This is a genomic window from Streptomyces roseolilacinus (assembly GCF_014649335.1).
In the GTDB taxonomy this organism is placed as follows: Bacteria; Actinomycetota; Actinomycetes; order Streptomycetales; family Streptomycetaceae; genus Streptomyces; species Streptomyces roseolilacinus.
Genome location: NZ_BMSV01000003.1, coordinates 344983 through 368764 on the forward strand (window position 1 = coordinate 344983; position 23782 = coordinate 368764).

At 72.1% G+C, this 23782-nt stretch carries 18 protein-coding genes; 12 read left to right on the forward strand and 6 right to left on the reverse strand.

Annotated features, from left to right (window positions below):
* The first annotated feature begins 46 nt into the window (after window positions 1-46).
* The 8 genes from IE106_RS08835 to IE106_RS08870 all read left to right on the forward strand — a co-directional run bounded on the left by IE106_RS08835 (window position 47) and on the right by IE106_RS08870 (window position 10728).
* On the forward strand, window positions 47-970 hold the full coding sequence (locus tag IE106_RS08835; RefSeq protein ID WP_189531668.1) for a carbohydrate ABC transporter permease: 924 nt from the start codon (window positions 47-49) through the stop codon (window positions 968-970).
* A gap of 11 nt (window positions 971-981) precedes the next feature.
* Window positions 982-1917 carry a carbohydrate ABC transporter permease gene (locus IE106_RS08840; protein WP_189531670.1) on the forward strand — a complete coding sequence of 312 codons (936 nt, stop codon included), beginning with the start codon at window positions 982-984 and terminating at the stop codon, window positions 1915-1917.
* Window positions 1918-2116: 199 nt separating this feature from the next.
* The gene (locus IE106_RS08845; protein ID WP_189531672.1) at window positions 2117-3328 is read left to right on the forward strand and encodes an ROK family transcriptional regulator; all 1212 of its coding nucleotides are present in this window, start codon (window positions 2117-2119) and stop codon (window positions 3326-3328) included.
* 121 nt (window positions 3329-3449) lie between these two features.
* Window positions 3450-4547, forward strand: a complete 1098-nt coding sequence (locus IE106_RS08850; protein ID WP_373295922.1) for a substrate-binding domain-containing protein — start codon at window positions 3450-3452, stop codon at window positions 4545-4547.
* 195 nt (window positions 4548-4742) lie between these two features.
* A complete protein-coding gene (locus IE106_RS08855; protein ID WP_189531674.1) occupies window positions 4743-5537 on the forward strand; it encodes an ATP-binding cassette domain-containing protein in 795 nt (264 codons plus the stop codon).
* Window positions 5534-6832, forward strand: a complete 1299-nt coding sequence (locus tag IE106_RS08860) for a sugar ABC transporter permease (RefSeq protein ID WP_189531676.1) — start codon at window positions 5534-5536, stop codon at window positions 6830-6832. Before IE106_RS08855 ends, IE106_RS08860 begins: the two co-directional genes overlap by 4 nt.
* Before the next feature lie 276 nt (window positions 6833-7108).
* A complete protein-coding gene (gene dxs / locus IE106_RS08865; RefSeq protein ID WP_189531678.1) occupies window positions 7109-9073 on the forward strand; it encodes a 1-deoxy-D-xylulose-5-phosphate synthase in 1965 nt (654 codons plus the stop codon).
* Between the two features lie 125 nt (window positions 9074-9198).
* Window positions 9199-10728: an amino acid permease gene (locus tag IE106_RS08870; RefSeq protein WP_189531680.1), complete on the forward strand. Its 1530-nt coding sequence runs from the start codon at window positions 9199-9201 to the stop codon at window positions 10726-10728.
* A 10-nt stretch (window positions 10729-10738) separates the two neighbouring features.
* On the opposite strand, the gene IE106_RS08875 is transcribed toward IE106_RS08870, so the two are convergent.
* Window positions 10739-11116 (reverse strand): NYN domain-containing protein, encoded by a 378-nt coding sequence (locus IE106_RS08875; RefSeq protein WP_189531682.1) that lies wholly within the window; start codon window positions 11114-11116, stop codon window positions 10739-10741.
* Between the two features lie 69 nt (window positions 11117-11185).
* Here IE106_RS08875 and recQ point away from each other — a divergent pair, with 69 nt between their 5' ends.
* Entirely contained in the window at window positions 11186-13039 is a 1854-nt protein-coding gene (gene recQ / locus IE106_RS08880; RefSeq protein WP_189531683.1) for a DNA helicase RecQ, read from the forward strand.
* A 119-nt stretch (window positions 13040-13158) separates the two neighbouring features.
* On the opposite strand, the gene IE106_RS08885 is transcribed toward recQ, so the two are convergent.
* Both IE106_RS08885 and IE106_RS08890 read right to left on the reverse strand, forming a co-directional pair.
* The gene (locus tag IE106_RS08885; protein WP_189531685.1) at window positions 13159-15288 is read right to left on the reverse strand and encodes a 3-hydroxyacyl-CoA dehydrogenase NAD-binding domain-containing protein; all 2130 of its coding nucleotides are present in this window, start codon (window positions 15286-15288) and stop codon (window positions 13159-13161) included.
* Window positions 15285-16511 (reverse strand): thiolase family protein, encoded by a 1227-nt coding sequence (locus IE106_RS08890; protein WP_189531687.1) that lies wholly within the window; start codon window positions 16509-16511, stop codon window positions 15285-15287. Before IE106_RS08890 ends, IE106_RS08885 begins: the two co-directional genes overlap by 4 nt.
* Before the next feature lie 394 nt (window positions 16512-16905).
* Between IE106_RS08890 and IE106_RS08895 the strand changes: the two genes are divergently transcribed.
* Window positions 16906-17226: a hypothetical protein gene (locus tag IE106_RS08895; RefSeq protein ID WP_189531688.1), complete on the forward strand. Its 321-nt coding sequence runs from the start codon at window positions 16906-16908 to the stop codon at window positions 17224-17226.
* Window positions 17227-17402: 176 nt separating this feature from the next.
* Entirely contained in the window at window positions 17403-19613 is a 2211-nt protein-coding gene (locus IE106_RS08900) for a catalase (RefSeq protein WP_189531690.1), read from the forward strand.
* A gap of 54 nt (window positions 19614-19667) precedes the next feature.
* Here IE106_RS08900 and IE106_RS08905 read toward each other — a convergent pair whose 3' ends face one another.
* The 3 genes from IE106_RS08905 to IE106_RS08915 all read right to left on the reverse strand — a co-directional run bounded on the left by IE106_RS08905 (window position 19668) and on the right by IE106_RS08915 (window position 22548).
* A complete protein-coding gene (locus IE106_RS08905; protein WP_189531693.1) occupies window positions 19668-20966 on the reverse strand; it encodes an HRDC domain-containing protein in 1299 nt (432 codons plus the stop codon).
* Window positions 20967-21043: 77 nt separating this feature from the next.
* Window positions 21044-21706 carry a response regulator transcription factor gene (locus tag IE106_RS08910; RefSeq protein WP_031131797.1) on the reverse strand — a complete coding sequence of 221 codons (663 nt, stop codon included), beginning with the start codon at window positions 21704-21706 and terminating at the stop codon, window positions 21044-21046.
* A gap of 167 nt (window positions 21707-21873) precedes the next feature.
* Window positions 21874-22548 carry a DUF3000 domain-containing protein gene (locus IE106_RS08915; protein ID WP_189531695.1) on the reverse strand — a complete coding sequence of 225 codons (675 nt, stop codon included), beginning with the start codon at window positions 22546-22548 and terminating at the stop codon, window positions 21874-21876.
* Between the two features lie 104 nt (window positions 22549-22652).
* Between IE106_RS08915 and hemE the strand changes: the two genes are divergently transcribed.
* A complete protein-coding gene (gene hemE / locus IE106_RS08920; RefSeq protein ID WP_189531697.1) occupies window positions 22653-23717 on the forward strand; it encodes a uroporphyrinogen decarboxylase in 1065 nt (354 codons plus the stop codon).
* The last annotated feature ends 65 nt before the right edge of the window (window positions 23718-23782 follow it).

Consider the following 23782-nt stretch of genomic DNA (forward strand, 5'->3'; position numbering starts at 1 on the left):
GACGACCGCCGCGGCACCGACGAAGAGGGGAAGGGCCGGGAGCTCCATGCAGCACGGCAAGTACCGATTCATCGTGGGCTTCCTGGCCCCGCCTCTGCTCATCTACGCCGTCTTCGTCGTCTCACCCTTCGTCCAGGCCTTCCAGATCTCGATGACGGACTGGTCGGGGCTGGTGGGCACGGCCCGGTTCGTCGGCCTCGACAACTTCGTCCGGCTGTGGGAGAGCGACGAGTTCTGGAACGCGCTGTGGCACAACGTCTCCATGCTGGCGTTCGTCCCGCTGGTGACCCTCGCCCTCGGGCTGTTCTTCGCGTTCATGCTGAACGTGGGCGGCAGGCGGCGGAAGAACGAGGTGGTCACCGGGGTCGCCGGATCGCGGTTCTACAAGTTCGTCTTCTTCTTCCCGCAGGTCGTCTCGGTCACAATCATCGCCGTCATCTGGTTCAACATCTACAACCCGGACCCCGCCGACGGCATGCTGAACTCCCTGCTCGGCGCGGTCGGCCTGGACGGGCTGCAGAACGCCTGGCTGGGGGAGAAGAGCCTGGCGCTGTGGTGCATCAGCGCGGTCATGGTCTGGGGGCACGTCGGCTTCTACGTCGTGCTGTTCTCCGCGGCCATGGCCTCCATCCCGCGCGACATCTACGAGGCGGCCCTGCTCGACGGCGCCGGCCGCTTCCCGACCTTCTTCCGGATCACGCTGCCCCTCCTGTGGGACACGGTCCAGACGGGCTGGGTGTACATGGGGATCATCGCCCTGGACGCCTTCGCGCTGGTCCAGATCATGTCCGTGAACATGGGCGGCCCGGACGGGGCGACCGACGTCATGCCGCTCAGGCTCTACCTGACGGCGTTCCGCGACAGCCAGTACGGCTACGCCGCGGCGATGGGCGTCGCGATGCTCGTCGTCACGATGGCCTTCGCCGTCCTCACGCTGCGCTTCGCGCGGCGTGAGCGGATCGAGTACTGAGGGGGAGGCGCATGGCCACCGACGAGATCGTGAAGACGGACGGACCGGCCGGCGGGGCGAGGGGTCCGCACGGGGGCGGGCGGGCGCCGCGGCGGACCGGCGCGCGCTCCTCCGAGGGCGGGGTCCTCAACGTCTTCTCGCACGGCATCCTCGTGCTGTGGGCGCTGATGGTCGGCGTGCCGCTGCTGTGGGTGCTGTGGAGCGCCTTCAAGGACAGCAACGGCATCCTCACCGACCCGTGGGGGCTGCCGACCGTCCTGCACTGGGAGAACTGGTCGAACGCCTGGGACGAGGCGAACATGGGCCGGTACTTCGTCAACACCGCGATCGTGGTGGGCGGTTCGGTCGTCGGGACGATGGTGCTGGGCTCGATGGCGGCGTACGTCCTGGCCCGCTTCACCTTCCCCGGGAACCGGCTCGTCTACTACCTGTTCGTCGCCGGCATGTCCTTCCCGGTGTTCATGCTGGTGATCCCGCTGTTCTTCGTCATGCGGGACTTCCCGGGTACGTCGCTCCTCGCCACGTACCACGGGCTGATCCTGGTCTACATCGCGTACTCGCTGCCGTTCACCGTCTTCTTCATGACGGCGTTCTTCCGGACCCTGCCGACCTCGGTGGCCGAGGCGGCGATGATCGACGGGGCCTCGCACACCCGGACGTTCTTCCAGGTCATGCTGCCGATGGCCAAGCCCGGACTGATCAGCATCGGGATCTTCAACTTCCTCGGGCAGTGGAACCAGTACCTGCTGCCGATGGTGCTGAACCAGCAGGAGGACAAGTACGTCCTCACCCAGGGCCTGGCGATGATCGCGCTCCAGCAGGGGTACGAGAACGACTGGGGCGCGCTGATGGCCGGGATGATGATCGCGATGCTGCCCGTGCTGGTGGTGTACGCGGTCTTCCAGCGGCAGGTGCAGGCGGGCCTGACGGCCGGTGCCTTGAAGTAGCGAAGGACCGCGGGCCGCCCACCGGGAGCACGGACCCCGGTGGGCGGTTTCTTTGTGTCTTATTTCCGACATATCGGATTTCCAGCGACATTAGCCGCTCATCGGAGCTTCGTAACGCTCAAGGTCTTGACGGGGACCAACGCGAAACGCTCAGCTTAGAGTTCACATGTTGGAGAAAACGGCAGGAGTGAGAGAGTCGATGGAGACTCCGGGGTCGCAGACATCTCTGCATCGCGCCAACCTCGAGCGGGTCGTGCGCGCCGTCCGCATGGCCGGTTCGCTCACCCAGGCGGAGATCGCCAGGGCCACCGGGCTGTCCGCCGCGACGGTCTCCAACATCGTGCGGGAGTTGAAGGACGGCGGCACGGTCGAGGTCACCCCGACCTCCGCGGGGGGTCGCCGGGCCCGCAGCGTCTCGCTCAGCGGCGACGCCGGGATCGTCATCGGCGTCGACTTCGGCCACACCCACCTGCGCGTCGCCGTCGGCAACCTCGCCCACCAGGTGCTCGCCGAGGAGTCCGAGCCGCTCGACGTCGACGCCTCCTCCGCCGAGGGCTTCGACCGGGCGGAACACCTGGTCAAGCGGCTGATCGAGACCACCGGGATCGGCCCCGACAAGGTGATCGGCGTCGGCCTCGGCGTCCCCGGCCCGATCGACGTCTCCTCCGGCACGCTCGGCTCCACGTCGATCCTGCCGGGCTGGACCGGCATCAACCCCAGTCAGGAGCTCTCCGCCCGTCTCGGCGTCCCCGTGTACGTCGACAACGACGCCAACCTCGGCGCCCTCGGCGAGCTGGTGTGGGGGGCCGGCCGGGGCGTGCGCGACCTCGCGTACATCAAGGTCGCCAGCGGTGTCGGCGCCGGCCTCGTCATCGACGGGCAGATCTACCGGGGCCCCGGCGGCACCGCCGGGGAGATCGGGCACATCACCCTCGACGAGTCGGGCCCCGTCTGCCGCTGCGGCAACCGCGGCTGCCTGGAGACCTTCACGGCCGCGCGGTACGTCCTGCCGCTGCTCCGGCCCGGCCACGGGCCCGACCTGACCATGGAGCGGGTCGTCCAGCTCGCCCGCGAGGGGGACCCCGGCTGCCGCCGCGTCGTCGCCGACGTGGGCCGCCACATCGGCAGCGGCGTCGCCAACCTCTGCAACCTCCTCAACCCCAGCCGGGTGGTCCTCGGCGGCGACCTCGCGGAGGCCGGCGAGCTGGTCCTGGCGCCCATCCGCGAGTCCGTGTCGCGGTACGCGATCCCCAGCGCGGCCCGCCACCTCTCCGTGGCGCCCGGGGCCCTCGGCGGGCGCGCCGAGGTGCTGGGCGCCCTGGCCCTCGTGCTGAGTGAAATGGGCGATTCAACCCTTCTGGACGGTGCCCATCAGGCCATCGGCCGGGCAACTACGCCTGCGTTCACTTAGATAACGCATGGCACCGTTGTCATCTCGTTAAGAATTTACTCCTTGACGACGGCGTGGCGGCCGAGTTGACTCACGTCCACCTCGGCCGCAGTGTCGCGGCCTCGTCAGGGAGGCAACCCCAATGAACGCAATGACGCGTCGCGTCGTCATAGGTACGGCCGCGGTGTCCATGGCCGTGTCCCTCGCGGCCTGTGGCAAGGCCGGCGACGGCGACTCCGCCGCCGGCGGTGGCGACAGCAAGACGATCGGCCTGCTCCTTCCGGAGAACAAGACCACGCGCTACGAGACCTTCGACCGCCCGATCATCGAGGCGAAGATCAAGGAGCTGTGCTCCGACTGCGAGGTCAAGTACAACAACGCCGCGCAGGACACGGAGACCCAGAAGAAGCAGTTCGACGCGCTCGTCACGCAGGGCGTCAAGGTGATCATCCTCGACGCGGTCGACTACAAGGCCACCAAGTCCTGGGTGCAGCAGGCGGACAAGAAGGGCGTCAAGGTCGTCGCGTACGACCGGCTCGCCGAGGGCCCGATCGCCGCGTACGTCAGCTACGACAACGAGAAGATCGGCCGCCTCCAGGGCGAGGGCCTCGTCAAGGCCCTGGGCGACAAGGCGAAGAACGCCAACGTCGTCATGATCAACGGTTCGCCGACCGACCCGAACGCCCCCCTCTTCAAGAAGGGCGCGCACAGCGTTCTCGACAAGCAGGTCGGGAAGATCGTCTACGAGCAGGACATCCCCGACTGGTCCCCGGACGAGGCGAACAAGAAGATGGGCGCCGCCGTCGACTCCCTCGGCAAGGACGGCTTCCAGGGCGTCTACTCCGCCAACGACGGCATGGCCGGCGGCATCATCACCGCCCTCAACAAGCAGGGCGTCAAGGTCCCGGTCGGCGGCCAGGACGCCGAGCTCGCCGGTCTGCAGCGCATCCTGAAGGGCGAGCAGGCCTTCACGATCTACAAGCAGATCAAGCCCGAGGCCGAGACCACCGCCGAGATCGCCGTGGCGCTCCTGAAGGGCGAGAAGTTCGAGCACCTCACGCCGACCAAGGTCACCAGCCTCACCGGCGAGTTCAAGAACATCCCGGCGAAGCTGTACGACGCGCAGATCGTGACCAAGGACAACATCGCCGACACGGTCATCATGGACAAGGTCTACAAGGCCGCCGACATCTGCACGGCCGAGTACAAGGCCGCGTGCGAGGCCGCCGGCATCAAGTAGCCGCCCCCTCCCCCCCACCGCGCGCAGGGCCCCCGCCCCGGGCCCTCCAGGCGAGGCCCGTTCGACCCGGGCCCCCGCAGCCGGTCCGGTGCCCGCCCCGCGTCACACGCCCCGCAGCGGCGGGAGGGCGCCGGACTTCCCTCGCACCCCTGTGCTCCACGCACCACCATCCCCGCCCACGGGCGGGTGAAGGAGATGATTCACGTGTCCGCTACGCCCGTGCTGGCGTTGCGCGGAGTCTCCAAGCGGTTCGGCGCCGTCCAGGCGCTCACCGACGTAGACCTGGAGATCCACGCCGGTGAGGTCGTCGCCCTCCTCGGCGACAACGGCGCCGGCAAGTCGACCCTCGTCAAGACGATCTCGGGCGTCCACCCGATCGACGAGGGCGCCATCGAGTGGCAGGGCCGCCCGGTCCGGGTCACCCGGCCGAACGACGCCCAGGAACTCGGCATCGCGACCGTCTACCAGGACCTCGCGCTCTGCGACAACCTCGACGTGGTCGCCAACCTCTTCCTCGGCACCGAGCTGCGCCGCGCCTCCGTCCTCGACGAGATCGCGATGGAGAAGCGCGCCAAGGAACTCCTCGACACCCTCTCCATCCGCATCCCCAGCGTCCGGATCCCGGTCGCCTCCCTCTCCGGAGGCCAGCGCCAGGTCGTGGCCATCGCCCGCGCCCTGATCGGCGACCCGAAGATCGTCATCCTGGACGAGCCGACCGCCGCCCTCGGCGTCGAGCAGACCGCGCAGGTCCTCGACCTCGTCGAGCGGCTCCGCGAGAACGGCCACGGCGTCATCCTCATCACCCACAACATGGCCGACGTCCGGGCCGTCGCCGACCGCGCCGCGATCCTGCGCCTCGGCCGCAACAACGGTGTCTTCGACGTCAAGGGCACCTCGCACGAAGAGATCATCGCCGCGATCACCGGCGCCACGGACAACGCCGTCACGCGCCGCCAGGCCCGCACGGCCTCGAAGGAGGACGCGAAGTGAGCGACCTCACCAAGACCCCCCAGCCCGGCACCCCCGAGGCCGGCGCCGACCGGTCGGCCGCGCCGGTCCCGGCCGTCGACCCGCGCCTCCTCGTCCGCGAGGAGGGGCTCAAGGGCTACTGGACCGAGTTCACCCGCAAGGTGCGCGGCGGCGAGCTGGGCTCCCTGCCGGTCCTCATCGGCCTGATCGTCATCGCGATCGTCTTCCAGTCGCAGAACGGCAACTTCCTGTCGGCCAGCTCCGTCGCGAACATCGCGGTCTACAGCTCCGGCCTCGGCATCATGGCCGTCGGCATCGTCTTCGTCCTCATCCTGGGCGAGATCGACCTGTCGGTCGGCTCCGTCGCGGGCGTCGGCGCGGCCGTGTGGGCCGTCCTGAGCGTCAGCAACGGCCTCGGCGACTGGCTCGCCGTGCTGATCGCCGTCGGCGCCGGCCTCGCCCTCGGCCTGCTGCACGGCTTCTTCTTCGCGAAGGTCGGCGTGCCCGCCTTCGTCGTCACCCTCGCCGGCTTCCTCGGCTGGAGCGGCCTGCAGATCTGGCTGATGGGCAAGGAAGGCTCCATCAACACGCCGACCGGCAGCGTCGTCGAGAACCTCACCGGCTACTACTTCGAGGACAAGGCCGCCGCCTACGGCCTCGCACTCTTCGCCGTCCTCCTCTACGCCGGTTCGCTCCTGCTGGACGTCAGGCGCCGCCGCGCCGCGAACCTGCCGTCCCGCCCGACCAGCGAGATCCTGCTGCGCACCGGCGCCGTCGCGGTCCTGTGCTTCGCCGTGGCGTACGTCCTGAACGAGCCCGCGGGCGCCCGCGGCCTGCCGCTCGCCCTGGTCCTCTTCCTGGCCGTCCTGGTCGTCGCCGACTTCGTCGCCCGCCGCACCACCTTCGGCCGCCAGGTCTTCGCGGTCGGCGGCAGCGCCGAGGCCGCCCGCCGCGCCGGCATCAACGTGGACCGCATCCGCATCACCGTGTTCGGCCTCTCCGGCCTGCTCGCCGCGTTCGGCGGCCTCTTCGTCGCCAGCCTCTCCGGCGGCGCCACCAAGAGCCTCGGCGGCGGCAACACCCTGATGCTCGTCATCGCGGCGGCCGTCATCGGCGGCACCAGCCTCTTCGGCGGCCGCGGCAAGGTGTGGTCCGCGCTGCTCGGCATGATCGTCATCCAGTCGATCCAGCAGGGCCTCAACATGCTCGGCATGGCCAGCGAGATCCAGTACATGATCACCGGCGCGGTGCTCCTCGCCGCCGTCGTGATCGACTCGGTCTCCCGCCGCACCCAGAAGGACGCGGGCCGCGCATAGCGGCGCACCTCACTCCCGCAGTGCCCGGCGCCGAGCAACCGGCGCCGGGCACCGCCGCGTCTGAAGAAGGGCGGCCGACGCCACCGTCCCGCGGCGCGTCCCACCGGCCCCGCCTGGGCACGGGGGTGTTCGCCCGCGCCGCCCGTGGATGTGATCATCGAAGTGCCCTCCGGGGGACGGCCCGATGTCCACAGTCCAAGACGGAACACTAGACTCGGCGGATCGGCACGCTCGACCGGCTCAACCTCGACCAGCCCAACACGCAAGGAGGCACGGGTGGCATTGCTGACCCGTATCAGGGGACCGCGCGACCTCGACCGGCTCTCCCCGGAGCAGCTTGACCGGCTGGCCTCGGAGATCCGCACCTTCCTCGTCGACGCGGTCTCCAAGACCGGCGGCCACCTCGGCCCGAACCTCGGCGTGGTCGAGCTGACCATCGCCCTGCACCGCGTCTTCGAATCCCCCAAGGACAAGATCCTCTGGGACACCGGCCACCAGTCGTACGTGCACAAGCTGCTCACCGGCCGCCAGGACTTCTCCCGGCTGAAGATGAAGGGCGGCCTCTCCGGCTACCCGGCGCGCGCCGAGTCCGAGCACGACTTCATCGAGAACTCGCACGCGTCCACCGTCCTGGGCTGGGCGGACGGCCTCGCCAAGGCGAACGAGCTCCTCGGCAGGGACGACCACGTGGTCGCCGTCATCGGCGACGGCGCCCTCACCGGCGGCATGGCCTGGGAGGCGCTCAACAACATCGCCGACGCCAAGGACCGCCCCCTCGTCATCGTCGTCAACGACAACGAGCGCTCCTACGCCCCCACCATCGGCGGCCTCGCCAACCACCTGGCGACCCTGCGCACCACCGACGGGTACGAGCGGTTCCTGGCCCGCACCAAGGACATCCTCGACCGCACCCCGGTCGTCGGGAAGCCGCTGTACGAGACGCTGCACGGGGCGAAGAAGGGCCTGAAGGACTTCATCGCACCGCAGGGCCTCTTCGAGGACCTCGGCCTGAAGTACGTCGGCCCCATCGACGGCCACGACCTCGCCGCCGTCGAGTCGGCCCTCCAGCGCGCCAAGCGGTTCAATGGCCCGGTCATCGTCCACTGCCTCACCGAGAAGGGCCGCGGCTACCAGCCCGCCCTCCAGGACGAGGCCGACCGCTTCCACGCCGTCGGCAAGATCCACCCGGACACGGGCCTGCCGATCGCCTCCTCCGGCGCCGACTGGACCTCCGTCTTCGCCGACGAGATGGTCGCCCTGGGCAAGGAGCGCGAGGACATCGTCGCGATCACCGCGGCCATGCTCCAGCCGGTCGGCCTCGACAAGTTCGCCAAGGCCTTCCCCGACCGCGTGTACGACGTCGGCATCGCCGAGCAGCACGCCGCCGTCTCCGCGGCCGGACTCGCCACCGGCGGCCTCCACCCGGTCGTCGCCGTCTACGCGACCTTCCTCAACCGCGCCTTCGACCAGGTCCTCATGGACGTCGCGCTCCACGACTGCGGTGTGACGTTCGTCCTGGACCGGGCCGGCGTCACCGGCACGGACGGCGCCTCCCACAACGGCATGTGGGACATGTCGATCCTCCAGGTCGTCCCCAACCTGCGGATCGCCGCGCCCCGCGACGCCGACCAGGTCCGCGCCCAGCTCCGCGAGGCCGTCGCCGTCGAGGACGCCCCGACCGTCGTGCGGTACTCCAAGGGCGCGGTCGGCCCCGCCGTCGAGGCCGTGGGCCGCGTCGGCGGCATGGACGTCCTGCGCGAGCCGGGCACCGACCGGCCGGACGTGCTGCTGGTGTCCATCGGCGCGCTCGCCCCGATGTGCCTGGAGATCGCCGACCTCCTCGACAAGCAGGGCATCTCCACCACCGTCGTCGACCCCCGCTGGGTCAAGCCGGTCGACGAGGCCATGGCGCCGCTGGCCGACCGGCACCGCGTCGTCGTCACCGTCGAGGACAACGGCCGCGCCGGCGGCGTCGGCAGCGCCGTCGCCCAGGCGCTGCGCGACGCGGGCGTCGACGTGCCGCTGCGCGACTTCGGCATCCCGCCGCGGTTCCTCGACCACGCCTCCCGCGCGCAGATCCTCACCGAGATCGGGCTGACCGCCCCGGACATCGCCCGCCAGGTGACCGGCCTGGTCTCGAAGCTCGACGGGCTGCACCAGTCGCGGGTCGACACGGCCGGGGAGACCCGCGCCGAGGCCGCGGCCCGCACCGGGAAGGCCACCGAACCGGTCCGCGACTGACCCTTCCGGCCGACCGCCGACGGGCCGGTGGGACCACCCTGTTCGAGTGGTCCCACCGGCCCGTTCGTGTGAAGAGCACCCCCTGCGGGCGCGCGCGGCCCGCGGGAGGTCCGGATCATGACGGGGTGACCTCACAGAGCGACCCGGCGGCACGCCGGGACAAGGGACTGTTCCGCACCAAGTCGGTCGAGCGGTCCATCCAGGACACCGAGGAGCCCGAGCACGGGCTGCGCAGAACGCTGTCCGCGCTCGACCTGACGGTCTTCGGCGTCGGCGTCATCATCGGCACCGGCATCTTCGTCCTCACCGGCAAGGTCGCCAAGGAGACGGCCGGCCCCGCCACGGCCTTCGCCTTCGTCGCCGCCGGCATCGTCTGCGCGCTGGCCGCGCTCTGCTACGCCGAGTTCGCCTCGACCGTCCCGGTCGCCGGGTCCGCGTACACCTTCGCGTACGCGTCGCTGGGCGAACTGCCCGCCTGGATCATCGGCTGGGACCTGGTGCTGGAGTTCGCGCTGGGCACGGCGGTCGTCGCGGTCGGCTGGTCCGGGTACGTACGGTCGCTGCTCGACAACCTCGGCTGGCACCTCCCGCAGGCCCTGTCCGGGACGGACGAGGTGCACGGCTTCGGCTTCGACCTGCTGGCGTTCCTGCTGGTGCTGCTGCTGACCGGCGTCCTGGTGCTGGGCATGAAGCTGTCCGCCCGGATCACCGCGCTGGTCGTCGTCATCAAGGTCGCGGTGGTCCTCGTCGTGATCGTCGCGGGCGCCTTCTTCATCAAGGCCGCGAACTACCGGCCGTTCATCCCGAAGGCCGAGCCGCAGTCCGGCGGCGGCGGCCTCGACGCGCCGCTCGTGCAGGTCCTCTTCGGGTACGAGCCGACGAACTTCGGCGTCATGGGCATCTTCACCGCCGCGTCCATCGTCTTCTTCGCCTTCATCGGCTTCGACGTGGTCGCGACCGCCGCCGAGGAGACCCGGCTCCCGCAGCGGGACATGCCGCGCGGCATCCTCGGGTCGCTGCTCATCTGCACCGCCCTGTACGTGGCCGTGTCGATCGTCGTCACCGGCATGCAGCACTACAGCCGGCTGTCCGTGGACGCGCCCCTCGCCGACGCCTTCAAGGCCACCGGGCACCCCTGGTACGCCGGGTTCATCAGCTTCGGCGCCGCCGTCGGCCTGATCACCGTCTGCATGATCCTGCTGCTCGGCCAGACGCGGGTCTTCTTCGCGATGAGCCGCGACGGGCTCCTGCCCAGGTTCTTCTCCCGCACCCACCCGGTGTTCTCCACGCCGTACCGGGCGACGGTGCTGCTGGGCGTGCTGATCGCGGTCATCGCCGGGCTGACCAGCATCGACGAGCTGGCGACCCTGGTGAACATCGGGACGCTGTTCGCGTTCGTCATCGTCGCCGTGGGCGTCGTCATCCTCCGCCGCACCCGCCCCGACCTGCCGCGCGCCTTCCGTACGCCGCTGGTGCCGTGGCTGCCGGCGGCGTCGGTGGCCGCCTCGCTGTGGCTGATGCTGAACCTGCCCGCCGAGACGTGGGTCCGGTTCGCGATCTGGATGGCCCTGGGCGTCGTCGTGTACTTCCTGTACGGCCGGAGCCACAGCCGCCTGGCCCCCGCCTCCGGGCGCCCGGACGCCGGCGTCCCCTGACCGCCCGCGGCTACGCGGGCCGCACCGTACGGGGCCCGGCGCACTCGGCGCCGTACGCGCCGACCCGGTGGCGCAGCCCGCGGTCGGCGGTGACGACCACGCAGCGCCGCCCCGCCGCCGACCGGGCGAGGTCGGCGATCGTGTCGTCGCCCTCGCCCGGCGCGGCCACGATCCGCACGCCGTCCACCGGCTCCACGCCGCGGGCCCGGCCCTCGACGACCAGGACGATGTCCAGCGGGCCGTCCAGCAGCCCGGGCACGCCGTCCGCCGCGTAGGGGACGAGGTGGTCCCGCAGCCGCTCGGCGGCGGCCCGGCGGTCGCGCCACCAGCCGTCCGGCACGGAGCCGACGACGTTCGCCGCGTCGACGATCAGGAGGGGCAGGGTCATGGGGTCCACGTTATCCACAGGCTCCGGCGGTCTTCTCCGGGCGGCGCGCGGCGCTCGTACTATTGCCGAATGACTTCCCCGCACGCATCCGACGCGGACGAGGCCCTCGCGGTCCTCGGCCGGGTCTTCGGCTACGACTCGTTCCGCGGACAGCAGCGGGAGGTCATCGAGCACGTCATAGGCGGTGGTGACGCGCTCGTCCTCATGCCGACCGGCGGCGGCAAGTCGCTCTGCTACCAGATCCCCGCGCTGGTCCGCCCCGGCGTCGGCGTGGTCGTCTCCCCGCTGATCGCGCTCATGCAGGACCAGGTCGACGCGCTGCGCGCGGTCGGGGTGCGCGCCGGGTTCCTCAACTCGACGCAGGACCTGGACGAGCGCCGGCTGGTGGAGGCCGAGTTCGCCGCGGGCGAGCTGGACCTGCTGTACCTGGCGCCCGAGCGGCTGCGCGTCGAGTCGACGCTGCGGCTGCTGGAGCGCGGCACGATCTCGCTGTTCGCCATCGACGAGGCGCACTGCGTCGCCCAGTGGGGCCACGACTTCCGGCCGGACTACCTCCAGCTGTCCCAGCTGCACGAGCGCTGGCCCGACGTGCCGCGCATCGCCCTGACCGCGACCGCGACGCGGGCGACGCACGCGGAGATCGCCGCCCGGCTGAACCTGCGGGACGCCCGGCACTTCGTCGCCAGCTTCGACCGCCCCAACATCCAGTACCGCATCGCCCCGAAGAACGAGCCCCGCAAGCAGCTCCTGGCCCTGCTCAGGGACGAGCACGAGGGCGACGCCGGCATCGTCTACTGCCTCTCCCGCGCGTCCGTCGAGAAGACCGCCGCGTTCCTCGTCGAGCACGGCGTCGACGCCGTCCCGTACCACGCGGGCCTCGACGCCCGCACCCGTGCCGAGAACCAGGCGCGGTTCCTCCGGGAGGACGGTCTGGTCGTCGTCGCGACCATCGCGTTCGGCATGGGCATCGACAAGCCGGACGTCCGGTTCGTCGCCCACCTCGACCTGCCGAAGTCCGTCGAGGGGTACTACCAGGAGACCGGCCGCGCCGGCCGCGACGGCCTGCCGTCCACGGCCTGGCTGGCGTACGGGCTGAACGACGTGGTGCAGCAGCGCCGCATGATCGACACCAGTGAGGGCGACGAGGAGCACCGCCGCCGGCTCGCGGCCCACCTCGACGCGATGCTGGCGCTGTGCGAGACCGTCGAGTGCCGCCGCGTCCAGCTGCTCGCCTACTTCGGGCAGGAGAGCGGCCCCTGCGGCAACTGCGACACGTGCCTGACGCCGCCCAAGTCGTGGGACGGCACCATCGCCGCCCAGAAGGTCCTGTCGACGGTCGTCCGGCTGAAGCGGGAGCGCAACCAGTCGTTCGGGGTCGGCCAGATCGTCGACATCCTCCTCGGCCGCAAGACCGACAAGGTCATCCGCTTCGACCACGACGCGCTCAGCGTCTTCGGGATCGGCACGGACCTGACGGAGGCCCAGTGGCGGGGCGTCGTGCGGCAGATGCTCGCCCAGCGGCTCCTCGCCGTGCAAGGCGAGTTCAACACGCTCGCCCTCACCGACGAGTCCGCCGACGTGCTGGCCGGCCGCCGCCAGGTGCTGCTGCGCACCGAGCCGGACAAGCCCGCCCGTACGTCCGCGAAGTCCGGCGGCGGCAAGAAGAAGGCCCCGCCGGCCGACCTGCCCGAGGAGGCGCTGCCGGTCTTCGAGCGGCTGCGCGCCTGGCGGGCGGCCACGGCCAAGGAGCAGGGCGTCCCGGCGTACGTCGTCTTCCACGACGCGACGCTGCGGGAGATCGCCGCCGCCCCGCCCACGACCCTCGCCGAGCTCGGCGGTGTCGGCGGCGTCGGCGAGAGCAAGCTCGCCAAGTACGGGCAGCAGCTCCTCGACGCCCTGGCCGAGGACCGAGCCGACGGCTGAAGCCGGGGCCCGGGCCGACCGGCTGAAGCCGAGGGCCGAAGCCGGGGTCCGGGCCGGGAAGGACGGACGGGCCGTACGGGAGGGATCCCGTACGGCCCGTCCGCAGTTCTTCCGGTCCGTTACGCCGGGACGCTCGCGACGCCCTGCGGCAGGAACCGCTTGCCGTTCACGCGCTCGGAGACGCCCTCGCGGTCCAGGTACGGCGTGATGCCGCCCAGGTGGAAGGGCCAGCCGGCGCCGGTGATCAGGCACAGGTCGATGTCCTGCGCCTCGGCGACGACACCCTCCTCCAGCATCAGGCCGATCTCCTGCGCCACCGCGTCCAGGACGCGGTCGCGGACCTGCTCCTCGGTGAGGACCACGTCGCCCTGCTTCAGCAGCGCGGCGACCTCCGGGTCCAGCTCCGGCTTGCCCGAGTCGTAGACGTAGAAGCCGCGCTTGCCCGCCTCCACGACCGCCTTCAGGTTCGGGGACACCGTGAAGCGGTCCGGGAAGGCGCCGTTCAGGGTCTCCGACACGTGCAGGCCGATCGCGGGGCCGACCAGCTCCAGCAGGACCAGCGGCGACATCGGCAGGCCGAGCGGCTCGACCGCCTTCTCCGCCGTCTCGACCGGGGTGCCCTCGTCGATGACGTTCTGGATCTCGCCCATGAAGCGGGTCAGGATGCGGTTGACGACGAACGCCGGGGCGTCCTTCACCAGCACCGCGGTCTTCTTCAGCTTCTTGGCGACGGCGAAGGCCGTGGCCAGCGACGGGTCGTCGGTGGCCTCGCCGCGGACGATCTCCAGCAGCGGGAGGATCGCGACCGGGTTGAAGAAGTGGAAGCCGACCACGCGCTCCGGGTGCCGGAGCTCGGACGCCATCTCGGAGACCGACAGCGACGAGGTGTTGGTCGCGAGGACCGCGTGCGCCGGGGCGACCGCCTCGACCTCCGCGAACACCTTCTGCTTGACGGACATCTCCTCGAACACGGCCTCGATGATGAAGTCCGCGTCCGCGAAGCCCTCGGCCTTGTCCAGGACACCGGTCACCAGCGCCTTGAGGCGGTTGGCCTTGTCCTGGTTGACGCGGCCCTTGCCGAGCAGCTTGTCGATCTCGGCGTGGACGTAGCCCACGCCCCGGTCGACGCGCTCCTGGTCGATGTCGGTGAGGACGACCGGGACCTCCAGGCGGCGCAGGAACAGCAGCGCCAGCTGCGAGGCCATCAGGCCGGCGCCGACGACGCCCACCTTGGTGACCGGGCGGGCCAGGCTCTTGTCCGGGGCGCCGACGGGGCGCTTGGCGCGCTTCTGGACCAGGTTGAAGGCGTAGATGCCGGAGCGCAGCTCGCCGCCCATGATCAGGTCGGCGAGGGCGGCGTCCTCGGCGTCGAAGCCCTTCTGCAGGTCGCCGTCCTTGGCCGCCTCGATGATGTCGAGGGCCCGGTAGGCGGCCGGGGCCGCGCCGTGCACCTTGCCGTCGGCGATGAACCGGCCGCGGGCCACGGCGGCGTCCCACGCCTCACCGCGGTCCACCTCGGGGCGCTCGACCACGATCTCGCCCTTGAGGACGGACGCGGTCCACAGCAGCGACTGCTCCAGGAAGTCCGCGCCCTCGAAGATCGCGTCGGCGATGCCCAGGTCGTAGACCTGCGCGCCCTTGAGCTGCCTGTTCTGGTTGAGCGAGTTCTCGATGATCACCGAGACCGCGCGGTCCGCGCCGATCAGGTTCGGCAGGATCGCGCAGCCGCCCCAGCCCGGGACCAGGCCCAGGAACACCTCGGGGAGGGAGAAGGCCGGCAGGGCCTTCGACACGGTGCGGTAGGTGCAGTGCAGGCCGACCTCGACGCCGCCGCCCATCGCCGCGCCGTTGTAGTACGCGAAGGTGGGGACGGCCAGGGCGGACAGCCGCTTGAAGACGTCGTGGCCGCCCTTGCCGATGGCCAGGGCGTCCTCGTGCCGCTTCAGCAGCTCGACGCCCTTGAGGTCGGCGCCGACCGCGAAGATGAACGGCTTGCCGGTGAGGCCGACACCGACGATCGCGCCGTCGGCGGCCTCCTTCTCGACCTGGTCGATCGCCGCGTTCAGGTTGGCGAGCGACTGCGGGCCGAAGGTGGTCGGCTTGGTGTGGTCGAAGCCGTTGTCCAGCGTGATCAGCGCGAACCGGCCGGCGCCCAGCGGCAGGTCGAAGTGGCGCACGTGCGCCGTGGTGACGACCTCGTCGGGGAACAGCTCGGCCGCACCCTTCAAAAGCTCAGCGGTGGTGCTCACTTGCTGCCTCCGGCGTCCTTGTGGTTCGGGTTCTCCCAGATGACCGTGGCGCCCATGCCGAAGCCGACGCACATGGTCGTGATGCCGTAGCGGACCTCCGGCTGCTCCTCGAACTGCCGGGCCAGCTGGGTCATCAGGCGGACGCCGGAGGAGGCCAGCGGGTGGCCGAAGGCGATGGCGCCGCCGTACTGGTTGACGCGGGAGTCGTCGTCGGCGATGCCGTAGTGGTCCAGGAACGCCAGGACCTGGACGGCGAACGCCTCGTTGATCTCGAACAGGCCGATGTCGCCGATGGACAGGCCCGCCTTGGCGAGGGCCTTCTCGGTCGCCGGGATCGGGCCGTAGCCCATGACCTCCGGCTCGACGCCCGCGAAGGCGTACGACACGAGGCGCATCTTGGCCGGCAGGCCGTTCTCGCGCGCGAAGTCCTCGGACGCGATGATCGACGCGGTGGCGCCGTCGTTGAGGCCCGCGGCGTTGCCGGCGGTGACCCGGCCGTGGACGCGGAACGGCGTCTTCAGGTTGGCCAGGCTCTCCAGCGTGGTGCCCGGGCGCATCGGCTCGTCGGCGGTGACCAGGCCCCAGCCGGTCTCGCCCGCCTCGGCGTTGGTGCGGCGCACGGAGATCGGCACCAGGTCCTGCTGGATCTTGCCGTTGGCGTACGCCTTGGCGGCCTTCTCCTGGGAGCGCACGGCGTACTCGTCGGCGCGCTGCTTGGTGAGGTGCGGGAACCGGTCGTGCAGGTTCTCCGCCGTCATGCCCATGAACAGGGCCGACTCGTCGACCAGCTTCTCCGAGACGAAGCGCGGGTTCGGGTCGGCGCCCTCACCCATCGGGTGGCGGCCCATGTGCTCGACACCGCCCGCGATGACGACGTCGTACGCGCCGAAGGCGATGGAGCCGGCGGTCGTCGTCACGGCGGTCAGGGCGCCCGCGCACATCCGGTCGATGGCGTAGCCGGGGACCGACTGCGGCAGACCGGCGAGGATGCCGGCCATGCGGCCGATGGTCAGGCCCTGGTCGCCGATCTGCGTGGTCGCCGCGACGGCGACCTCGTCGACCTGGTGGGGGTCGAGACCGGGGTTGCGGCGCAGCAGCTCCCGGATGGCCTTCACGACGAGATCGTCGGCGCGGGTCTCGTGGTAGATGCCCTTCGGGCCCGCCTTGCCGAACGGGGTGCGGACGCCGTCGACGAAGACGACGTCCCTGACGGTACGAGGCACGATGGCTCTCCTCCAGGGTGCGGGATGGCACTGCTGCGGCACACACGGCTAAGCGTGCGCTTGCTCCCCCCATGCTACTTACGGGTAACCGGGCTGCACAGTCCCCCCGTCCGGAGCGTCGAAGGTCACATCCCCGCCGATCACGGAAAGGTAACCGCCCGTGCGGGCGGTCGCCCCGGGAGCGACCGCGCCCGCCGGCCGAAACCGCGCACGCCGCCCACGGGCCGCCCGCGCCGCCCGCGGTCGCCGTGCGGGGGCCCACCCCCTGACGGGCGCTCCACCGTCGTCGCCGCCGCACGCACGGCGGCCGGAGCCGCCCGGGGCGCCTCCGCGCTCCCGCGTGATCCACGCGAACGTCCCGCGGCGGGGCGCGGGAGGCGGCAGGATGCCCCGTATGGCAGACGACACCGGCATACCGGACCCCGCTCGGGCGCGACGGCGGGGCGCGGCCCCGTTCCTCTTCGTCGTGGTGGAGAGCGCCGTCACGACGGCGCTGGCGCTGGGCTGGCTGATGTCGGCCCTCCAGGGGCCCGAGGGGCACACGGGGCTGGTCCGGGGCGCCTGCGGGGTCCTGGGCTCGGTGGTCGTCACCGGGTCGTTGCGGCTCGTGCCCGGGCACGTGCTGCGGCACGCCGTCGACGGGGTGATCGCGCTGCGCCTGGTCGCCGTCCTGGTCGTCACGGCGGTGCTCCTGCCGGTCCTGGTCGGTGGCTGACCCTCCCGTCCGGTCCGATCCGGAGGGGAACGGGCGGTTGGGAAGCGGGTGGGGCGGGCACCCGGCCGAACGCCGCGATCACGTGTGCCGTTGGGTGGACGTCCGGGTTCCGGACGTCAGCCCCGGCGCCCCGGTGGTCAAGGCTCAGGCGATCCCGCCCCGAACCAGGAGGCCCCATGACGACCCCCCCGACCCCCGGCGCCCCCGCTCCCGAGCCGTCGTCCGTGGACGAACCCACCGAGGCGCGCGCACCGCTGCCGCCCAAGCCGGACCAGACCGGCCCCGAGACGGTCAGCCCCACCGGGCAGCCCACCGGCGCGGACCAAGCGCGGGTCGCCCAGTCCGGCGCGTACCTGACCACCGCGCAGGGCACGCGCCTGTACGACACGGACCACTCCCTGAAGGCGGGCGCCCGCGGGCCGGTGCTGCTCCAGGACCACCACCTGCGCGAGAAGATCACCCACTTCGACCACGAGCGCATCCCGGAGCGGGTCGTCCACGCCCGCGGCGCCGCCGCCCACGGCGTCTTCCGCGGGTACGGCACGGCCGCCGGGGTGTGCCGGGCGGCCTTCCTCGGCAAGGACGTCGAGACGCCGGTCTTCGTCCGCTTCTCCACCGTCCTCGGCTCGCGCGGCTCGGCCGACACGGTGCGCGACACGCGCGGCTTCGCGACGAAGTTCTACACCAGCGAGGGCACCTTCGACCTGGTCGGCAACAACATCCCGGTCTTCTTCGTCCAGGACGCGATCAAGTTCCCCGACATCGTCCACGCGGGCAAGCCCCACCCCGACCGGGAGATCCCGCAGGCGCAGAGCGCCCACGACACGTTCTGGGACTTCGTCACCCTGCACACCGAGGCCACCCACCACACGCTGTGGAACATGTCGGACCGGGGCATCCCGCGCTCCTACCGGATGATGGAGGGCTTCGGCGTCCACACCTTCCGCCTCGTCGACGCCGACGGCGGCACCACCCTGGCGAAGTTCCACTGGAAGCCGAAGCTGGGCGTCCACTCGCTGGTGTGGGAGGAGGCCCAGATCATCAACGGCGTGGACCCCGACTTCCACCGCCGCGACCTCGCCGACGCCATCGAGGCCGGCGCGTACCCCCAGTGGGAGCTGGGCATCCAGACCTTCCCCGACACCCCCGAGCAGACCTTCGAGGGCATCGACCTGCTGGACCCCACCAACATCGTCCCGGAGGAGCTGGCGCCCGTGCAGCCCATCGGGCTGCTCACCCTCAACGCCAACCCCTCCAACTTCTTCGCCGAGACCGAGCAGGTCGCCTTCCACCCCGGCCACCTGGTCCCGGGCATCGACATCACCGACGACCCGCTGCTCAGCGGCCGCCTCTTCTCGTACCTCGACACCCAGATCAGCCGGCTCGGCGGCCCGAACTTCGCGCAGATCCCGATCAACCGCCCACACGCCCCCGTCAACGACATGCTCCGCGACGGCATGCACCAGACGGCGGTCCACCGGGGCGTCGCGCCCTACCGGCCCAACTCCCTCGACGGCGGCTGCCCCTTCCTGGCGGGCGCGGACACCGGCGCGTACGTCGAGACGCCCGTGCAGGTGCCGGCGGCGAAGAAGGTCCGCGAGGCGCCCGTCTCCTTCGCCGACCACTTCAGCCAGCCGCGCCTCTTCTGGCTGAGCATGTCGCCGGTCGAGCGGGAGCACATCATCGGCGCGTACACCTTCGAGCTCGGCAAGTGCTACGAGCAGGCGATCAAGGAACGCGGACTGAGGGTCCTCGCCAACATCGACTCCGAGCTGTGCCGCCGGGTCGCCGAGGGGCTGGGCCTGCCGGCGCCGGAGCCGACCGTCCCGCTCGCGGAGGTGGCGCCGAGCCCCGCGCTGTCGCAGGTCGGCCGGACGTGGCCGGCCCAGGGCCGGATCGTGGGCATCGTGGCCGTGCCGGGCGGCGACCTGGACGGCGTGCGCGCGGCCCGGAGCGCCGCGCTGGAGGCCGGCCTGGTGCCGCTGGTCGTCGCCCCGACGGGCGGGGTCCTGGACGCGGACGGCGAGCCGATCACCGTGCAGCGCACCTTCGTCACGGCGCGGTCGACCGAGTTCGACGCGCTGCTGCTGGCGGGCGTGCCGGAGCGGGGCGCCGACGCGTACGGGGCCCGCGACGCGAAGGCGGGCGACGCGGCGACCGCGGCGCGGGGCATCGACCCGCGGGTGCTGCTGATGGTCTCGGAGACGTTCCGCCACGCGAAGGCCATCGCCGCGTGGGCCGGGGCGGACGGGGTGCTCCAGGCGGCGGGGGTCCCGCTGGACGCACCGGGCGTGGCGGTGGCGGAGTCCGGCGAGCGGGCGCTCGCGGAGGTCCTGACGCTCCTGCCGGCCCACCGGGTCTGGGAGCGCTTCCCGGCGGCCCTCTGACGGGCCCCGGCACACGCCGCCCCTCCGGACCGGGCCCGGAGGGGCGGCGCCGCGTCAGGGCTGCGGGGTGCGCAGGGCGGCGACCAGGGCGGGGGTCACCTGCTCGATCTGCCAGGGGCGGGCGCCGTGGCCCGCCAGCACCTCCGCCACCGACTCCGCGGTCGGGTCCTTCGGGGGCTCCCAGCAGACCCGGCGGACCGTGTCCGGGGTGATCAGGTTCTCCTGCGGCAGGTTCAGCGACTCGGCCATCGCCGAGATCGCCGTACGCGCCGCCGACAGCCGGGCCGCGGCCGCCGGGTCCTTGTCCGCCCAGGCCCGCGGCGGGGGCGGCCCGGCGACGGACTGGCCGGGCTGCGGCAACTGCGTGTCGGGCAGCGCCCTGGCCCGGTCGACGGCGGCCTGCCACTGCTCCAGCTGCCGGCGCCCCATGCGCGACCCGAAGCCGGGCAGCGCGGTCAGGGCCTGCACGTCCGCCGGCAGGGCGAGCGCGGCCTCGACGATCGCCGCGTCGCTGAGCACCTTGCCGGGCGACACGTCGCGGCGCTGCGCAATCCGGTCCCGGGCGATCCACAGCTCCCGCACGACGGCCATCTGGCGGCGCCGGCGCACCTTGTGCATCCCGGACGTGCGGCGCCAGGGGTCCTTGCGGGGCGGCGGGGGAGGGGCGGCGGCGATCGCGGCGAACTCCTGGCGGGCCCACTCCAGCTTGCCCTGCCGGTCGAGCTCCTTCTCCAGCGCGTCCCGCAGGTCGACGAGCAGCTCCACGTCGAGCGCGGCGTACCGGAGCCACGGCTCGGGCAGCGGGCGGGTCGACCAGTCCACCGCGGAGTGGCCCTTCTCCAGCACGTACCCGAGGACGGACTCGACCATCGCGCCGAGCCCGACGCGGGGGAAGCCCGCGAGGCGGCCGGCCAGCTCCGTGTCGAACAGCTCGGACGGCAGCATGCCTATCTCGCGCAGGCACGGCAGGTCCTGCGTGGCGGCGTGGAGGATCCACTCCGTGCCGTCGAGGGCCTCGCCCAGGGCCGACAGGTCGGGGCAGCCGACCGGGTCGATCAACGCGGTGCCCGCGCCCTCGCGGCGCAGCTGCACCAGGTAGGCCCGCTGCCCGTAGCGGTAGCCGGACGCCCGTTCGGCGTCGACGGCCACCGGGCCGGTGCCGGCGGCGAACGCCTCGACGACCCGCGCCAGCGCCTCGGCGTCGGCCACGACGGGAGGAACCCCCTCGCGGGGCTCCAGCAGGGGGATCGGTTCCGCGGTCGCCGCCCCGTCGGCTGCGACGCCGTCGTCCGGAGGGCCGTCCCCGGTGGTTCGCAGTGGTGTCTCTGCTGCGGTGTCTTGGGCGTCGGTCACCTGTCAAGGGTATCGGTGAACGGGAGGCGCCCGCCGACGGAACGTTCCGTCGACGGGCGGGAAGGGGCGCGGGGAGGTCAGTGGATGATGCCGGTGCGCAGCGCGACCGCGACCATGCCCGCCCGGTCGCCGGTACCCAGCTTGCGGGCGATCCGGGCGAGGTGGGACTTGACGGTCAGGGCGGACAGCCCCATGGAGACGCCGATGGCCTTGTTCGACTGGCCCTCCGCAACCAGTCGGAGGACCTCGACCTCGCGGCCGGACAGCTCGCGGTAGCCGCCCGGGTGGCTCGGGGCACCCGGGGGGCGGCGGTGCAGGCGGGCCGCGGCGGCGCCGATCGGGGCGGCGCCCGGCCGGGTCGGGTGGCCGATGTTGGTACGGGTTCCGGTGACGACGTAGCCCTTGACGCCGCCGGCGAGCGCGTTGCGCACCGCGCCGATGTCGTCGGCGGCGGACAGGGCCAGGCCGTTGGGCCAGCCGGCGGCGCGGGTCTCCGACAGGAGGGTGAGGCCGGAGCCGTCGGGCAGGTGGACGTCGGCGACACAGATGTCGCGCGGGTTGCCGATACGGGGGCGGGCCTCCGCGATGGACGACGCCTCGATGACGTCACGCACTCCGAGCGCCCACAGGTGGCGGGTCACGGTGGAGCGGACGCGCGGGTCGGCCACGACGACCATGGCCGTCGGTTTGTTCGGGCGGTAGGCGACCAGGCTTGCGGGCTGCTCGAGGAGAACGGACACCAGGCCTCCTGGAAAGGTGCGGGACACTGCCGGCTCCGGGGAAGTAGCCGGGCGAACCGTGCAGATAGGGTCACAGACCTCTTCGGCAGCAATCGCGTCCTCCTTTAGGGGGAGATCACGGATTACCCGGTAACAATTGGGGCAATTCGGACGCTTGAGCGAGGGTGCTACGGGTGGTGCGGCCCGCGCCGCTGCGGCAGCGACACCACACCCGCCCCGCCCCCCTCCAGCGGCCCGGGCCCCGACGGCGGCAGCCCCGCCACCTGGCACAGCAGATCCCCCCACGCCGCCAGGTGCGCCGCGGCGTCCGGCACCCCGCCCCGGCCCTCCTCGGGCGTCCAGGACGCCCGGATCTCGATCTGCGTCGCGGGCCGGCGCTCCGCCAGCCCGCCGAAGTAGTACGACCCCGCCCGCGTCACCGTCCCGCTCGCCTCCCCGTACGCCAGGCCCCGCGCCTCCAGCGCCCCCGTCAGCCAGGACCAGCACACCTCGGGCAGCAGCGGGTCCGTCGCCATCTCCGGCTCCAGCTCCGCCCGCACCAGCGTGACCAGCCGGAACGCCCCCCGCCACGCCTCGTGGCCGGCCGGGTCGTGCAGCAGCACCAGCCGGCCGTCCGCGAGGTCCTCGCCGTTCTCCACGGCCGCCGCCTCCACCGCGTACGCCCACGGGGCGAGCCGCCGGGGCGGCCGCGTCGGCTCCAGCTCGATCTCCGGGCGGACGCGCGCCGCCCGCAGCGCGTCGACCGCGGCCCGGAAGCCGGGCGGGACGGGACCGTCCTCCCCGCCGCCCGCGCCCTCGATGCCGTCGGAGTGATCGGGAAACTGTTCCTGAGCCGCAGCCATGCGGGGAAGAGTAGGCGGAACGGGGGCCGCGCGCAGGGAGGGACACCCGCACCGCGCCGCCCGCACCGCGTGGCCGCCCACCCGCACGTGCGAAGATGCGGGACGTGAGTGCCAACACCCGCCCCTCGGGCTCCCCGACGCAGACGTACGACTCCGCCTTCCTCAAGGCGTGCCGCCGCGAACCGGTGCCGCACACGCCGGTCTGGTTCATGCGCCAGGCGGGGCGCTCACTCCCCGAGTACCTGAAGGTCCGCGAGGGCGTCCCCATGCTGGAGTCCTGCATGCGGCCCGACCTGGTCACCGAGATCACGCTGCAGCCCGTGCGGCGCCACAAGGTCGACGCGGCGATCTACTTCAGCGACATCGTCGTCCCCCTCAAGGCCATCGGCGTCGACCTCGACATCAAGCCGGGCGTCGGCCCCGTCGTCGCCGAGCCGATCCGCCGCCGCGAGGACCTCGCGCGGCTGCGCGACCTGACCCCCGACGACGTCGCGTACGTCACCGAGGCCATCGGCATGCTCACCGGTGAGCTCGGCGCCACCCCCCTGATCGGCTTCGCGGGCGCGCCCTTCACCCTCGCGAGCTACCTCGTCGAGGGCGGCCCGTCGCGCAACCACGAGAACACCAAGGCCCTCATGTACGGGGACCCCGAGCTCTGGGCCGACCTGCTGGACCGGCTCGCCGACATCACCGCGGCGTTCCTGAAGGTCCAGATCGAGGCCGGCGCGTCCGCCGTGCAGCTGTTCGACTCCTGGGTCGGCGCCCTCTCCCCGGCCGACTACCGCCGCTCCGTCATGCCCGCGTCGACGAAGGTCTTCGACGCCGTCGCCGGGTATGGAGTGCCGCGCATCCACTTCGGCGTCGGCACGGGCGAGCTGCTCGGCCTCATGGGCGAGGCGGGCGCGGACGTCGTCGGCGTCGACTGGCGCGTCCCGCTCGACGAGGCCGCCCGCCGCGTCGGCCCGGGCAAGGCGCTCCAGGGCAACCTCGACCCCGCCGTCCTGTTCGCCCCGCGCGAGGCCGTCGAGGAGCAGACCCGCCGCGTCCTGGACGCCGCCTCGGGGCTGGAGGGCCACGTCTTCAACCTCGGCCACGGCGTGCTGCCCACGACGGACCCCGACGCGCTGACGCGCCTCGTCGAGCACGTCCACACGCGGACCGCGCGCTAGACGCGGCCCCGCGACGGGCGCCGGGCGGCTCCGCGCCGCCCGGCGGAACGGCGTGCGGGCCCCGA

Coding starts and splice junctions, on each gene's coding strand:
- IE106_RS08845 (WP_189531672.1), top strand. CDS start 2,117: ATGGAGACTCCGGGGTCGCAGACATCTCTGCATCGCGCCAACCTCGAG.
- recQ (WP_189531683.1), top strand. CDS start 11,186: ATGACTTCCCCGCACGCATCCGACGCGGACGAGGCCCTCGCGGTCCTC.
- IE106_RS08855 (WP_189531674.1), top strand. CDS start 4,743: ATGATTCACGTGTCCGCTACGCCCGTGCTGGCGTTGCGCGGAGTCTCC.
- IE106_RS08875 (WP_189531682.1), bottom strand. CDS start 11,116: ATGACCCTGCCCCTCCTGATCGTCGACGCGGCGAACGTCGTCGGCTCC.
- IE106_RS08835 (WP_189531668.1), top strand. CDS start 47: ATGCAGCACGGCAAGTACCGATTCATCGTGGGCTTCCTGGCCCCGCCT.
- IE106_RS08840 (WP_189531670.1), top strand. CDS start 982: ATGGCCACCGACGAGATCGTGAAGACGGACGGACCGGCCGGCGGGGCG.
- IE106_RS08850 (WP_373295922.1), top strand. CDS start 3,450: ATGAACGCAATGACGCGTCGCGTCGTCATAGGTACGGCCGCGGTGTCC.
- IE106_RS08895 (WP_189531688.1), top strand. CDS start 16,906: ATGGCAGACGACACCGGCATACCGGACCCCGCTCGGGCGCGACGGCGG.
- IE106_RS08915 (WP_189531695.1), bottom strand. CDS start 22,548: ATGGCTGCGGCTCAGGAACAGTTTCCCGATCACTCCGACGGCATCGAG.
- IE106_RS08900 (WP_189531690.1), top strand. CDS start 17,403: ATGACGACCCCCCCGACCCCCGGCGCCCCCGCTCCCGAGCCGTCGTCC.